The organism is Vibrio splendidus (assembly GCF_003345295.1).
Lineage (GTDB): Bacteria > Pseudomonadota > Gammaproteobacteria > Enterobacterales > Vibrionaceae > Vibrio > Vibrio splendidus_K.
Map to the genome: position 1 here is coordinate 2357386 of NZ_CP031055.1, position 14365 is coordinate 2371750.

Below are 14365 nucleotides of genomic sequence, written 5' to 3' on the forward strand. Positions count from 1 at the left end.
GGAGAATCAATAATGTTACATATCAAAAGCATACCTGCATTTAACGACAATTACATCTGGCTGATTCAAAATAGCGATCGCCGTTGTGCTGTCGTCGACCCTGGTGATGCGGCTCCAGTATTAGAGTACTTAGCACATCATGAGCTAACTTTAGATGCAATCTTGATTACACACCACCACCATGATCACATTGGTGGCGTTCCAGAACTAGTCAGACAGTTTCCAAGCATCGATGTTGTGGGTCCAAGGAATGAACCAATCCCGACCTTAACTCACCCCGTTGATGATGGTGATCAATTAGAATTGTTTGGTGAAGTCTTTTTAGTACTCGGGCTCAGTGGCCACACAGCTGGTCACATTGGTTATGTAGGCGATGCCAAACTATTTTGTGGCGATGTGCTGTTTTCAGCAGGTTGCGGTCGAATCATGGAAGGCACGCCACAGCAAATGTTTGATGCACTGAACAAGATCACAGCACTTCCTCAAGAAACCGAGGTTTACTGTGCTCATGAATACACCGCCGCGAACATCGCTTTCGCATTAGCGGTTGAGCCTGACAACCAACATTTGCAGCAATATCGCGACCAAGTAAACCGACTGCGAGCTCAAAATAAGTCGACCATCCCCACAAATTTGAGACAAGAGAAGTTTGTGAACCCTTTCTTGCGCTATACCGAGCCAAGTGTAGTGAAATCAGTATCTAATCGTACTGAGCAGACCGATCCTTTATCGGTATTTACCGCTTTACGTGCGTGGAAGAACGAATTTTAACAAATACAGACTTGTCACTCATAGGGGGTGGCAAGTATTATCACCAGCCGTTAATTAAAAAGGCTGTAACATGCGAGTTAAGTACAGCTGGGCTTTGGTATTACTACTTTCTGGTTGCCAATTAACTCAGTCAGAGAATCCAGACCAAGCTTCCGAGCAAACCAACACATCTCCTACTAAAGAAGCTTCTCAAACGAACGTTTCATCAGAAGCGACCAAAGAAGATCAAAAAGTTGAAGCACCTGTCGTTACTCCACAAACACAAGAAGATGTTTGGAAACGTATTGCGATGCAACTAGAAATGGAAGTACCCGACCAAAAGAAGGTTGATTACTACCGAACTTGGTATTTAAAACACCCTAGTCATCTAAAAACCGTCTCACAACGTGCTGAACCTTTCCTTTATCTGATCACCACTAAGATTGAAGAAAAAGGCTTACCACTAGAATTGGCACTATTACCCGTTGTAGAAAGTTCTTTCGATGCATTTGCCTACTCTCATGGCAGCGCAGCAGGTCTATGGCAATTCATTTCTGGCACAGGCAAAGACTACGGACTTGAACAGAACTTCTGGTACGACGGTCGTCGTGATGTCGCTGCCTCTACTGACGCCGCATTGGATTTCCTCTCAGACCTTAACCGACGTTTCGATGGCGATTGGAACCATGCCATTGCTGCCTATAATAGTGGCGGCGGTCGTGTAAACAGTGCTATCCGCAAGAACAAGAAGCTGGGTAAGCCAATCGACTTCTTCTCTTTGGACTTGCCAAAAGAGACCAGCAGCTACGTACCTAAACTCCTTGCGCTAGCTGATGTGATTGCCAACCAAGAAAAGTATGGCATCGATATCCCTGCGATTCCAAATAAGCCAGTACTGACCCTGGTTAACCCAAACGAACAGCTTGATTTAGCGATTGCTGCAAGCTACGCAGGTATTCCAGTCAAAGAACTGCAAGGCTACAACCCCGCTTATAACCAATGGGCGACCGCACCTGAAAAACATCAGCAATTATTGCTTCCCCTAAGCTCTGTTGAAAAGTTCAACAAAGAAGTGGCGGCCAATAAAGGCAAAGGCATGAAGTTGGTGCGTTACAAGGTTCAGTCTGGTGACAGCATTAGCGTACTAGCAAGTAAATATAACACCACCAGCAAAGTGATCCGCTCTGCAAACGGTTTGAGCAACAACAATATTCGTATTGGACAGCACTTACTTATCCCAACATCCACCAAAGACGACAAGACATACGCACTAAGCGCTTCAAATCGCCTAGCAAGCACACAGTCGAAGAGTCGTGGTCAATATAAGCTTAGTCATACCGTAAAAAGTGGTGACAGCCTATGGACGATTGCACGCGCAAATAAGGTATCTCACCAATCACTGGCTAAGTGGAATGGTATGGGGCCACGCGACACGCTTCGAATTGGTCAAGAACTGGTCATTTGGAAGAATAGTTCCGACGGTGCCATCATCCGAACTGTCTTTTATAACGTAAGATCAGGTGACACAGTCAGCGGTATTGCATCAAAGTTCAAAGTAAAAAGCGCAGATGTTGTAAAATGGAACGCTTTGCAGAACAAGAAATACCTACAGCCAGGACAAAAACTGAAGCTGTATGTTGATGTAACTAAGGTAAGTGTATGAACCCGTCAAGTAACCCACTCGTCATGCTGTTGGATATATTCCGTTCACCAACAGCTTGTTTCTTAGCGCTTTATCAGCGAAGTGCTTGGGGATGGCAACCCTACGTCGTATTAATGCTCAGCCCGTTTTTATTCTGGGGTGCTTATTTTTCGAATGTAGATTTTGCATGGTTAAGTGCAGAATTGTCACAACAACTGGCTCAAACGAACCCTGACCAATTGGCGTTACTTGACAGTAATACCTTACTCGCGAGTGAAATCATCAGCGATGTGTTTGGCCGTACGTTAACCATCATTCTGTTGGCATTCTGGTTTAACCTAGCAACCAAACCAAGCCAGCATCAACATAGCTTTTGGCGATGGTTTGCAGCGGCATCGGTTGTGATATTCCCGGCTGTTTTAGGTGATGTAGCAAGCTACGCAAGCCTGATACTCAAGCATGGACAAGTGATGAGCTACGCTGCTGACTTGAACAGCTTAAACGGCTTAATCAAGTTACCACTAACCAATGATTGGTCGCAGTTTGCCAGCTCTTTACCACTGTTATTACCATGGTATATCGTGTTGGGTTATGCCGCGGTATTAACGTGGACTGAGTTTGAGCGTGGTCAAGCATTGGTCATCTCTGGCTTGCCATGGGTTGGCTACTACCTAATCTGGGCGCTCTACATTTTAATCTTTTAAGTTGAAGAGGTAAGGCTAGCGAAAACTCTCTAGCTTATTACCCAAAGTAACCACAGTGTGAATGGCAAATAGCTAAGATCCAATGACTAATAAGCTATTAACTTCTTACTATTTAGCCTTAAAGGTTACTCGCATAGGGTTATGATCAGAAGCGTCCGTAATGGGCGCTTTTGCATTTTCTACCTCTAACCCTCGATAGAACACATGGTCGAGCACCAATCCTGTCATAAACTGAGTTCGGTTATCCGGTTCAAAGGCAACCTCCGTCAAACCGACCTGTTCCAACGCGCCTTTCAATACCGCAAAGCGAGCCTCACTCCAGCTATTAAAATCTCCAGCAAAAATAACAGGCCCACGATACTGTTGCAGATTGTCAGTTAAGCTCTTGAGCTGAGCCTCGTAATCTTCCGTACCAAAGGTAAAGTTCACAGCATGGATATTAATCACAGCCAACTCTTCGCCATTGCTTAGTTGGTAACGCGACCAAAGCGCCGATTTAGGCAATTGAAGCCAAGGTTCTTCATGAGTATAAGCACAAGCTTCGATCGGTAAATGCGTCGCTAAGTTAAGTACGCCAGCACTTTGTTCAAAGGCTTCAAACGCATTCACACGAGTGCTTCCCCACTGGCCGCTTGTCACCCATTGGCGAAGCTCTACTGTCATACTCGCTTCTTGCAGCAATACAAGATCGCTTCCTGCCGTCAATTTGTTCAGTTCACTCTGCCAATTACTGCGATTTTGCTTGTAGATATTCCATACGGTAATGCTTAGTCCATCAGACACATCAATCGCTTTCGGTGCGGAGTTTTGGTAGCAACTGTAGATGTCGTTACTGGTACTTTGAGAGGAAGTGATCAGGTTGGGTTTATTCGGGATCACGAAGATAAAATGAAAACTAACGACAGCAAGCGTTATCAATACGGCGATAACAATGATGGTTTTCTTAAACATACAGCACCCTACCAGAAATGAAAAAGGAGCGATAAACGCTCCTTTTAGGGTAATAGTTTTTTTATACGGCGTCTTCGTCTTCTTCGCCAGTACGAATACGTACCACACGTTCAACGTCAGTAATGAAGATCTTACCGTCGCCGATTTTACCAGTTTGAGCCGTTTCGATAATGGTATCAACACACTGGTCAGCCACTTCGTCGGTCACAACGATTTCCAATTTCACTTTAGGTAAAAAGTCGACCATGTACTCTGCGCCGCGATATAGCTCAGTATGACCTTTCTGGCGTCCAAAGCCTTTAACTTCAGATACTGTCATACCCGTAATACCCACTTCTGCAAGTGCTTCACGTACATCATCAAGTTTGAATGGCTTGATAATGGCTTCAATCTTTTTCATGTTCATCCCTTAAACTGTGCGAATAGCTCATTATCGGTTAGCTATAGTAAACATTCAATGAAAAAAGCCAGAGCTTTAAAGCTCTGGCTCGAAATTTATCATCTTGTTTAATCAGCGCTTTGAGAAGGTTTTACTTAAGGCTTGCGTAGTAAGCGGCTAGATTCGCGATATCTTCATCACTCAGCATAGAAGCTTGAGCCTGCATCACAGCGGCTAAGCCACCATTACGCTGTTTTGTTTTGTAAGCGTTGATCGATGAAACGATGTACTGCTCGTTTTGTCCTTTCAGGTTTGGGTAACCTGGAATCATAGCGATACCATCGGCGCCATGACAAGCCGCACAGATTGCTGCTTTAGCTTGGCCCGCAGCAACATCACCCGCCAGAGCGTTACCACTCAATAGTCCAAGTCCGAGAACTAATCCTAGTGTAATTTTCTTCATTGCATATTCCATTAATTATTTTTATTAAAGTGACGGTGAATTGTGACACAAACTTTTTCTACTTGCTCCAAAGCGCTTCACAATCTTGACCTTCGTAGTTTTTATCTACGAATAAGCCTAAAACAGCGATCACTCGATCGCCATCCATTAATATCGGCGTTCTGCGTCTTAACCAACTGGGTACTTGGTATTCCTGAAACAGCTTCTTGAGTTTTCTACTATGCCCGCGCCCAACAGGGTGAGCCGAAAGTCCTTCAGGGTTAAAGATCACTCTTAGTGTTGCGCTTGTATCCGGCAAACTAAAGCTTTGCACATCACGGTTGTTCGATGCGCCATCACTCAGTGCTGAATTTAAGCGTAGCTCCCCTAAGCCATCGGGTAGCGTCACACTCTCTCCCATTAAAAGATGGCTTTGCCAGTCGGATAGGTCTTTAGTCTCTCTCACTAAATAGAGCTGATGATTAAAACGTCGAACTTCGGCATCATTCAACACCAGCTTAGGGTTGGCGTCCGCCTGAGCGCATGCGACTTCATCCCAAATAAGCTTGAGCTGCTTTTGACTCGGCATCGGTTGATTACAATGACTCAACCACATTCTTAGCAAGCGTGCTCGTAACAAGTCTGAATGTTGAGATAACGCCTCAATGCTTAAGTTTTGGCTATCCCCTAAAGCTTGCTGAAAGTGTGATTCAAGCAACTCATCCAACAGTAACTCTTGCTCTGCACATAGCTGAGCACTACGACTGACCGCCTCTCGGAAACTAGGCCAGCGCTCAGTCAGTGCCGGAGTGACTTGATGACGAATAAAATTGCGGTCAAAGCGAACGTCTTGATTACTCTCATCTTCGACCCAAGTTAAACCCATGTAGTGCGCCGACGCTTCAATGTCTGATCGAGTCACTGAAAGTAGCGGTCGAACGATAAACGCTTCGCCAAACGGCATCACCTTCGCCATTGAAGAGAGCCCTTTCGGACCACTTCCCCGCTTCAACGCTAACAAGAATGTCTCAAGTTGATCGTCAATGTGTTGACCTGTAACAAGCACATCGCCCTGTCTGGTGTGCTGCTGAAAAGCTTGGTATCGAGCATCTCTAGCCAGCTTTTCAACGCTTTCACCACTGTTGATATCCAAAGAGACTCGCTCTACAGCTAACGAAACTGACAAAGCATCACACCATGTCTGGCACTGCTCTGCCCAGTGATCAGCATTCTGGCTTAAACCGTGGTGAACGTGCACCGCGCAGCAATCAATGTCATAAGTTTGTGCGTACTGTGCTGCTAACTCCAATAAGACTCGAGAATCAACACCGCCACTGAAAGCCACGATCAATCGACTAGGCTTGAGTGCGCTTTGATGAAGTACAGATGTGAAGGTTTCGATTAAGTGAGTCATGAGCGAGTGAACCATGAGAGTAGGTTTGAAGGGAGAATATTTTAATAATAAAAAAGGGTTGGCACTGAGTCCAACCCTTTCATCATCTTGCTTACTTGAAGCTGCCTCATTTCAAGGCACGCTTATCAGCAGTAACCGTAGCTCATTAGGCGTTGGTAACGACGCTCAAGTAGTGCTTCGTTATCAAACTGCTCTAGCTCTTCTAGCTGTTTAACTAGCATGTCTTTCATGTTCTGAGCCGTTTGTACTGGATCGCGGTGCGCGCCACCTAGAGGCTCAGGAATGATTTCATCGATAAGCTCAAGATCTTTCAGACGAGGAGCAACTAGGCCCATCGCTTCAGCAGCTTGTGGTGCTTTATCTGAATCACGCCACAAGATTGAAGCACAACCTTCTGGAGAGATTACTGAGTACGTAGAGTACTGAAGCATGTTCACGTAGTCGCCAACACCAATCGCTAGTGCACCACCTGAACCGCCTTCACCAACAACGTTACAGATAACTGGCACAGATAGGCCAGCCATAACTTTAAGGTTCTTTGCGATAGCTTCAGATTGACCACGTTCTTCAGCACCAACACCTGGGTATGCACCCGCTGTGTCGATGAAAGTAATGATTGGCATGTTGAAACGCTCAGCTGTTTCCATTAGGCGAAGTGCCTTACGGTAACCTTCTGGCTTTGGCATACCAAAGTTACGAATCACTTTTTCTTTAGTCTCACGACCTTTCTGGTGACCAATAACCATAACAGGACGACCATTTAGACGAGCCATACCACCCACAATTGCTTTGTCGTCAGCGAAAGCGCGATCGCCCGCCATCTCTTCAAATTCTGTGAAGGCATGCTCCAGGTAATCTTTGGTGTACGGACGTTGCGGGTGGCGAGCAAGTTGAGCTACTTGCCATGCACCTAGGTCACTAAAGATTTTCTGTTTAAGCTCTAAGCTTTTTTTCTCTAGTTGTTCAATTTCTTTGTCTAGATCTACCGCTGTGTCACCACCGTGACGTGAAACGTCACGTAGCGCTTCGATTTTTGCTTCAAGTTCAGCGATAGGCTTTTCAAATTCTAGAAAGTTCAGGCTCATCTATGAATCCTTGTTGATTCAGCTCCACAATCATGGAGCTAAATTTTAGTTAAATTCGAGTTCTACTTGGCTATTTCCAAGCAGCTGTTTTAATTCGTCTAGTAATGTATCACTTGGCGTCACACGCCATTCTGTGCCCAATGTTAACCGCGCTCTAGCGTCGGCACGCTGGTAGTATACATTGACTGGGACCGTTCCGGCTCTATAAGGTTCTAAGATTTGACTAAAGCGTTCAAAAAATTGACCATTAATTTGGGATTGGTCGATAGATATCGACACCCCACGAGCATATTTCTCACGGGCGCTTCCTAAGTCCATGACCTCGCGCGCGGACATTTTAAGCCCACCATTGAAATCATCAAAGCTGACCTGTCCAGAAACGACCACTATTTTATCTTTTTCGAGCAATTCAGCGTAGCGATCGAGCGCATCCGAGAACAACATCACTTCCATTCGCCCCGATCGGTCGTCGAGGGTCATCAAACCAATTCGAGTTCCGCGCTTCGTGGTCATTACCCTAGCAGCAATGACCAAACCTGCAATCGTTAAAGACTGATCACGACGCGTCGGCGTCGCATCTTTCAAGCGACAGCTGGTGTATTTCGCGAGCTCTTTAATGTACGCATTAACCGGGTGACCCGTTAAATACAAACCTAACGTCTCACGCTCACCTTCAAGCCAAACCTTTTCAGGCCACTTCGGTACTTGGGTATACTTGTGTTCCACCTCTTCCGGAGCGTCAGTCAACACGCCAAACATATCCGATTGACCAAACGACTCAGCGTGGTGATGTTGGCTTGCCGCCTTAACCGCATCTTTCAATGAGGCCATCATCGCTGCTCGGTGAGGACCTAATCTATCTAAGGCGCCTGACAGAATCAACTTTTCGATAACACGCTTGTTCACTTTTTTCAGATCGAGTCGTGCACAGAAGTCGAACAAGTCTTTAAAGTAACCGCCCTTATTACGCGCTTCAATAATGGCTTCAATTGGGCCTTCACCCACCCCTTTAATCGCACCGATGCCATAAACAATCGCGCCATCTTCATCGACATTAAAGCGGTATAAACCAGAGTTAATATCGGGTGGAAGAAGCTTGAGCTTCATACGGAAACACTCATCGACAAGGCCAATAACCTTTTCGGTGTTATCCATATCTGCGGTCATTACCGCTGCCATAAACTCCGCTGGGTAGTGGGTTTTCAGCCACAGCGTTTGATAAGAAACCAGTGCGTATGCAGCCGAGTGAGATTTGTTGAAGCCGTAGCCCGCAAACTTCTCTACCAAGTCAAAGATCTTCATGGACAGTTCGCCATCAACACCATTGGCTTCGGCACCTTCTTTAAAGGTACCGCGCTGTTTTGCCATCTCTTCAGGCTTTTTCTTACCCATCGCACGACGCAACATATCGGCTCCACCAAGCGTATAACCCGCAAGGATCTGAGCGATTTGCATTACCTGCTCTTGATAAAGGATGATGCCGTAAGTCGGTTCTAGTGTTTCTTTTAACGATTCGTGTTGCCACGTTTCATCAGGGTAAGATACAGCCTCTCGGCCGTGTTTACGGTCGATAAAGTTATCTACCATGCCTGATTGCAGAGGGCCCGGGCGGAACAAAGCTACCAATGCGATGATATCTTCAAAAGAGTCGGGTTGTAGACGCTTGATCAGATCTTTCATACCGCGTGATTCCAGTTGGAATACCGCCGTCGTTTCAGAATTTTGTAATAGGTTAAATGACGCTTGGTCATCTAGAGGGATCGATTCAATACGAACCGGCTCTTTACCCTCTTTCTTCAAGCGTGGGTTTACGAGGCCTAACGCCCAATCGATGATAGTCAGGGTACGTAGACCCAAGAAGTCGAATTTAACCAAACCGGCGGTTTCAACGTCATTCTTATCGAATTGCGTTACCGGGAAGTTGCCTTCCGCATCGGCATAAATAGGTGCAAAGTCGGTAATCGTGGTGGGTGAGATAACAACACCACCCGCGTGCTTACCGGCATTTCGCGTACACCCCTCAAGAATACGACACTTATCAATCAGTTCGCGTACTTCTTCATCACCGTCGTAGAGTTCTGGCAATGCTGGCTCAGCAAGGAAGGCCTTCTCTAGCGTCATGCCCGGATCAGGTGGAACCAGCTTAGAAATACGGTCAACGAAACCAAACGGGTGGCCCAATACTCGGCCAACGTCACGAATTACCGCTTTTGCCGCCATAGTACCAAAGGTGATGATCTGAGAAACGGCATCACGACCGTACATCTCGGCTACGTGATCAATAACTTGGTCGCGTTTATCCATGCAGAAGTCGATATCGAAATCGGGCATAGATACACGTTCTGGGTTCAAGAAACGTTCGAACAGCAAGTCATATTCAAGTGGATCAAGATCGGTGATATCCAATGCGTAAGCCACCAAAGAACCGGCACCAGAACCACGACCCGGGCCTACTGGTACGTCGTTATCTTTTGACCACTGGATGAACTCCATTACGATCAAGAAGTAACCCGGGAACCCCATGTTGTTGACAACTTCAAGTTCAATCTTAAGTCGCTCATCGTATTCAGGTCTGCGTTCAGCTCGAACTTTCTCATCAGGGAATAGAAACGCTAAACGACGCTCAAGGCCTTCTTCTGATTTTTTAATCAAGAAGTCTTCAATCGCCAAACCTTCCGTTGGGAAGTTAGGTAAGAAGTATTCGCCCAGTCGAACAGTTACGTTACAACGCTTAGCAATCTCGACACTGTTTTCCAGTGCTTCAGGGATGTCTGAGAACAACTCACACATCTCTTCTTCACTACGCAAGTATTGTTGTGAGCTGTAGTTTTTCGGTCGACGTGGATCAACCATTGTAAAACCGTCGTGAATCGCCACACGAATTTCATGGGCGTCAAACAAGTCTTCAGAGATGAAAACCACTTCGTTGGTCGCGACAACAGGCAGGTCTTCTTGTTCAGCAAGCTCTAGTGCAAAATGCAGATAAGACTCTTCGTCCGGGCGCCCAGTACGAATTAGCTCCAGATAAAAACGGTCTGCGAAATGTGTTTTGTAAAACTCAACGCTGCTTGCAACCAACTCTCGATTTCCTTTCAGCAGCGCCTTACCAATCTCACCCTCTTTTGCTCCCGATAGAAGAATCAGGCCTTCGGCATGTTCAATCAGCCACTCTTTATCAATAACAGGCTGATGTTGTACATGGCCACGAAGGTAAGCTTTTGAAATCAATAATGTTAGGTTGTTGTAACCTTTATTATTCGTTGCAATAACAGTGAGTTTGGTCAATTCATCGCCAAAATCCGGAGACTGCATCAAGAAGTCAGCACCAATAATAGGTTTAACCCCACACCCATGGGCAGTACCGTAAAATTTCACCAAGCCACATAGGTTAGTAAAGTCGGTCAATGCTAGAGCGGGCATACCCATTTCAGCGACTTTTTTAACTAACGGTGGCACTTTAGAGAGGCCATCCACCATCGAAAAATCACTGTGTACGCGTAGGTGAACAAATTTTGGATCTGACATTATTTTTCCTGAGTTCTAGGCTTAAGCCTAGGATTACAACTGTGTGTATTCTATTTTTTTCTACCGCAAATAAGCAACTTTATTCGATGCCTTGCTCCGGTCAACATGAGTCTAAGCAATATAAAGCTCTAATCAATATAAAGCTCTAACCAATACTAAGCCCTAATCAATATACAGCCTTAGCCGACGAGTTTTAGTCGAGACCTAAAATGCGCTTTACTGGCTTAAAGCTTTTGCGGTAATGCTCGGTTACACCGTGTTTTTCAATCGCTTCGAAATGCGCTTTGGTCGGATAACCTTTATGTTTAGCAAAACCAAACTCTGGATGAAGTTTATCAAGTTCTTCCATCTCTTGGTCACGAACGACTTTAGCGATGATAGATGCCGCACTGATTTCAGCAACTCGCAAGTCCCCTTTTACAATCGCAAGACCATCCATCGGCAGTTCAGGAACGCGGTTTCCATCGATTAGTGCCATATCAGGTTGAACGCTTAGCCCTGCGATCGCTCGCTGCATAGCAACCATGGTCGCTTGCAGAATATTCCACTCATCAATTTCTTGCGGGGAACAACGGCCAACAGACCAAGCCAAGGCTTTCTCTTTGATTTCAGGAAATAGAGCCAGACGCTTCTTCTCAGACAGTTTCTTTGAGTCGTTCAAACCTTCGATTGGATTATTAGGATCGAGGATAACCGCAGCAGTAACAACATCGCCAACTAACGGCCCGCGCCCTACTTCATCAACACCAGCAAATAACTGGTAGCCTTGAGGATACTCAAAAGGAGGAAGCTCTTTTTTCTCTTTTACTGCCATAATTCTTCTCTTAATGTTCTGTAAACAAGCACTTTATGACTCAACACATGGTCGATCTATCAATTTCAATACCGCATTAGCGGCTTGTTTATCCGCGTCTTTACGAATCCAATGATGCATCTCGGTAAAGCGTTCGATTAATGCGCTGTTATCAGCGGATAGCATCTTATCGACAGACGGAAACAAGAAGTCTGGGTGACACTCTTCAAGAATATGCTCTTTCACAATCTCTTCGCCAGCCAAAATGTTCGGCAACGATACGAATTCAGTAATCGATAATTTCTTAACAATATAACCCGTCAGTTTATTTACTTTGTAGCCAACGACCATCGGGCGTTTCAGCAACATGCATTCGAGAGCAACAGTACCCGAAGCTAACAGAACAGAATCAGCAGCGGTAATCACGTTGGTGGCGGTATCTTCTACCAACGTAAATTCAAGTTCAGGTGCCGTCGATTGCCAAATTTCAGTGAACTGCTTTTTACGCTGCTCATTAACGAGCGCAACAACAAAATTGATATCAGGGTATTTTTGCTTAATACGCTGGCAAGTTTCAATAAAGGGTTGAGCAATCAAACTCATCTCACCACCGCGACTGCCCGGTAATACGGCTAACCAAGGCTTATCTTGATCTAAACCTAAAAGCTCGCGAGCTTCTTTTTTATTCGGTTCTAGTGGAATGGTGTCTGCCAATGTATGGCCAACAAATTCACAAGCAACATTATATTTATCGTAGAATGCCTTTTCGAACGGCAAGAAAGCCAGTACCAAGTCGGTTGCTTTGTCGATTTTAAAGATACGCTTTGGACGCCATGCCCATACTGAAGGGCTGACATAATGAACGGTCTTAATACCCGCGTTCTTAAGATCCAATTCAAGTCTTAGGTTGAAGTCTGGCGCATCGATACCAACGAAGACATCTGGCGGGTTTTGAGTGAAATACTTAACCAGTTCCGCTTTCACTTTTAACAAACGAGGTAAACGACCAAGCACTTCTACAAGCCCCATCACGGCAAGCTCTTCCATTTCGAAAAGAGACTCACAACCAAGCGCTTTCATTTTTGGTCCGCCAATACCCACGAATTCAGCATTCGGATATTGTAATTTGACCGCTTTAATAAAACCCTCGCCAAGCGTGTCACCCGAGAGTTCTCCGACGACGATACCTACGCGTAGAGGTTCATTCGAAACAAAGTCCGAGCTATTGGTTGCTGCTTCTTGCTGTGCCATAGTTTTCCAATTCCCTTGTTGCCTAAAACAAAAAAGACCGCCCAATGAGTAGCGATCTTTTTGTTACACCAATCTGATTTAAGTCATTATTGTCGTACTTGCGCTGATTGGTAAACAATCATATCAAGTATTAACGAATAATACCGCGCTCAGAGTTCTCTAGCATTTCTAGCATAGGAGTAACCGAAGTAAACTCTTTTGCCATTTCAACTAAAGCCGCTTTCGCTTCTTCAAGTGTTTTACCTGAACGGTATAACTCTTTGTACGCTTTCTGTAGTGCACGAATTTCTGGTTTCTCAAATCCGTTACGCTTCAGGCCCACTAGGTTAAGGCCAAATGGAGCCGCATGGTTACCCTGTGCAAGCACGTACGGCAGTACATCTTGAACAACAGCAGAACAGCCGCCAATGTAGGCGTAAGCACCTATTGAACAGAACGGGTGAATCGCAGATAGCGCCATTACACCAGCGTAGTCACCCACTGTTACGTGACCGCCAAGAATAGCGTTGTTACCAATGTGAGTATGGTTACCAACAATAACATCGTGTGCTACGTGAGCATTAACACAAAGTAAGTTGTCATCACCGATCACTGTGGTTGCTTTGTCTTGAGTTGTACCACGGTGGATTTGAACCGCCTCACGAATCACGTTGCGATCACCGATCACAACTGTTGTCTCTTCGCCACCGTATTTCTTATCTTGGTTCTCTTCACCGATAACAGCGTGTGGGAAGATGCGGTTTTCTTTACCAATGGTTGTGTGACCTTTGATCACCACATGCGACATCACTTCAGTGTCGTCACCAATTGTCACGTTACCAGCAATGTAAGTGAAAGGCCCAACCGTCACGTTAGCACCGATAGTTACATCACCTTCGATTACTGCTGCCGGGTGAATTTTCGCTGTTTCATGAATCATATTAAAACTCTCTACGAGCACATTTAAGTTCAGCTGAACATACAACTACGCCGTCAACTTTAGCAACGCCGTTAAACGATGCAATACCACGACGCTCTTTTAAGAATTCAACTTCGATAATCAGTTGGTCACCTGGCACTACAGGCTTGCGGAATTTAGCTTTATCTACACTTGCAAAGTAGTAAAGCTCGTTACCAGAAGGGGCACCAAATGATTTAAATGCTAGAAGACCAGTTGCTTGCGCCATTGCTTCTAAGATCAACACGCCTGGGAATACAGGAAGTTGAGGGAAGTGGCCTGTGAACTGAGGTTCGTTAACAGAGACATTCTTAATCGCAGTCAGTGTTTTTTCTTTTTCAAAGCTAGTCACACGATCAACCATTAAGAATGGGTAGCGATGAGGTAATAGTTCCTGAATTTCAGTAATGTTCATCGTTGTCTGTTCAGTAGTCAAAGTCGTATTCCTATGTATATTCTTTATTTAATTAGAAGGATTATAAACGAAAAAGA

13 protein-coding genes are annotated in these 14365 nt (G+C 45.2%); 3 read left to right on the forward strand and 10 right to left on the reverse strand.

Features of this window, described 5'->3' with window-relative positions; genetic code table 11:
* The first annotated feature begins 12 nt into the window (after positions 1-12).
* The 3 genes from gloB to DUN60_RS10355 all read left to right on the forward strand — a co-directional run bounded on the left by gloB (position 13) and on the right by DUN60_RS10355 (position 3096).
* Positions 13-771, forward strand: coding sequence for a hydroxyacylglutathione hydrolase (gene gloB / locus DUN60_RS10345; RefSeq protein ID WP_004734329.1), 759 nt, complete (start codon positions 13-15; stop codon positions 769-771).
* Between the two features lie 70 nt (positions 772-841).
* Entirely contained in the window at positions 842-2413 is a 1572-nt protein-coding gene (locus DUN60_RS10350) for a LysM peptidoglycan-binding domain-containing protein (protein WP_114633894.1), read from the forward strand.
* On the forward strand, positions 2410-3096 hold the full coding sequence (locus DUN60_RS10355; protein WP_004734331.1) for a YIP1 family protein: 687 nt from the start codon (positions 2410-2412) through the stop codon (positions 3094-3096). Before DUN60_RS10350 ends, DUN60_RS10355 begins: the two co-directional genes overlap by 4 nt.
* 108 nt (positions 3097-3204) lie before the next feature.
* Here the strand turns inward: DUN60_RS10355 and DUN60_RS10360 are convergent, their stop codons facing one another.
* The 10 genes from DUN60_RS10360 to fabZ form a co-directional block, all read right to left on the reverse strand.
* Positions 3205-4047, reverse strand: a complete 843-nt coding sequence (locus DUN60_RS10360; protein WP_114633895.1) for an endonuclease/exonuclease/phosphatase family protein — start codon at positions 4045-4047, stop codon at positions 3205-3207.
* A gap of 61 nt (positions 4048-4108) precedes the next feature.
* Complete coding sequence (gene glnB, locus DUN60_RS10365; RefSeq protein WP_004738609.1) at positions 4109-4447, reverse strand: nitrogen regulatory protein P-II; 339 nt, start codon at positions 4445-4447, stop codon at positions 4109-4111.
* Between the two features lie 130 nt (positions 4448-4577).
* The gene (locus DUN60_RS10370) at positions 4578-4889 is read right to left on the reverse strand and encodes a c-type cytochrome (protein ID WP_029222103.1); all 312 of its coding nucleotides are present in this window, start codon (positions 4887-4889) and stop codon (positions 4578-4580) included.
* Between the two features lie 58 nt (positions 4890-4947).
* Positions 4948-6282 (reverse strand): tRNA lysidine(34) synthetase TilS, encoded by a 1335-nt coding sequence (tilS, locus tag DUN60_RS10375; protein ID WP_114633896.1) that lies wholly within the window; start codon positions 6280-6282, stop codon positions 4948-4950.
* A gap of 125 nt (positions 6283-6407) precedes the next feature.
* Positions 6408-7367 (reverse strand): acetyl-CoA carboxylase carboxyl transferase subunit alpha, encoded by a 960-nt coding sequence (accA, locus tag DUN60_RS10380; RefSeq protein WP_004734336.1) that lies wholly within the window; start codon positions 7365-7367, stop codon positions 6408-6410.
* 45 nt (positions 7368-7412) lie between these two features.
* Complete coding sequence (dnaE, locus tag DUN60_RS10385) at positions 7413-10892, reverse strand: DNA polymerase III subunit alpha (protein WP_004734337.1); 3480 nt, start codon at positions 10890-10892, stop codon at positions 7413-7415.
* 193 nt (positions 10893-11085) lie between these two features.
* The gene (gene rnhB, locus DUN60_RS10390) at positions 11086-11706 is read right to left on the reverse strand and encodes a ribonuclease HII (protein ID WP_017084147.1); all 621 of its coding nucleotides are present in this window, start codon (positions 11704-11706) and stop codon (positions 11086-11088) included.
* Positions 11707-11739: 33 nt separating this feature from the next.
* Positions 11740-12936 (reverse strand): lipid-A-disaccharide synthase, encoded by a 1197-nt coding sequence (lpxB, locus tag DUN60_RS10395; RefSeq protein WP_114633897.1) that lies wholly within the window; start codon positions 12934-12936, stop codon positions 11740-11742.
* Positions 12937-13066: 130 nt separating this feature from the next.
* Positions 13067-13855 (reverse strand): acyl-ACP--UDP-N-acetylglucosamine O-acyltransferase, encoded by a 789-nt coding sequence (gene lpxA, locus DUN60_RS10400; RefSeq protein WP_004734340.1) that lies wholly within the window; start codon positions 13853-13855, stop codon positions 13067-13069.
* A gap of 1 nt (position 13856) precedes the next feature.
* Positions 13857-14309 carry a 3-hydroxyacyl-ACP dehydratase FabZ gene (gene fabZ, locus DUN60_RS10405; RefSeq protein ID WP_004734341.1) on the reverse strand — a complete coding sequence of 151 codons (453 nt, stop codon included), beginning with the start codon at positions 14307-14309 and terminating at the stop codon, positions 13857-13859.
* Positions 14310-14365: the final 56 nt, after the last annotated feature.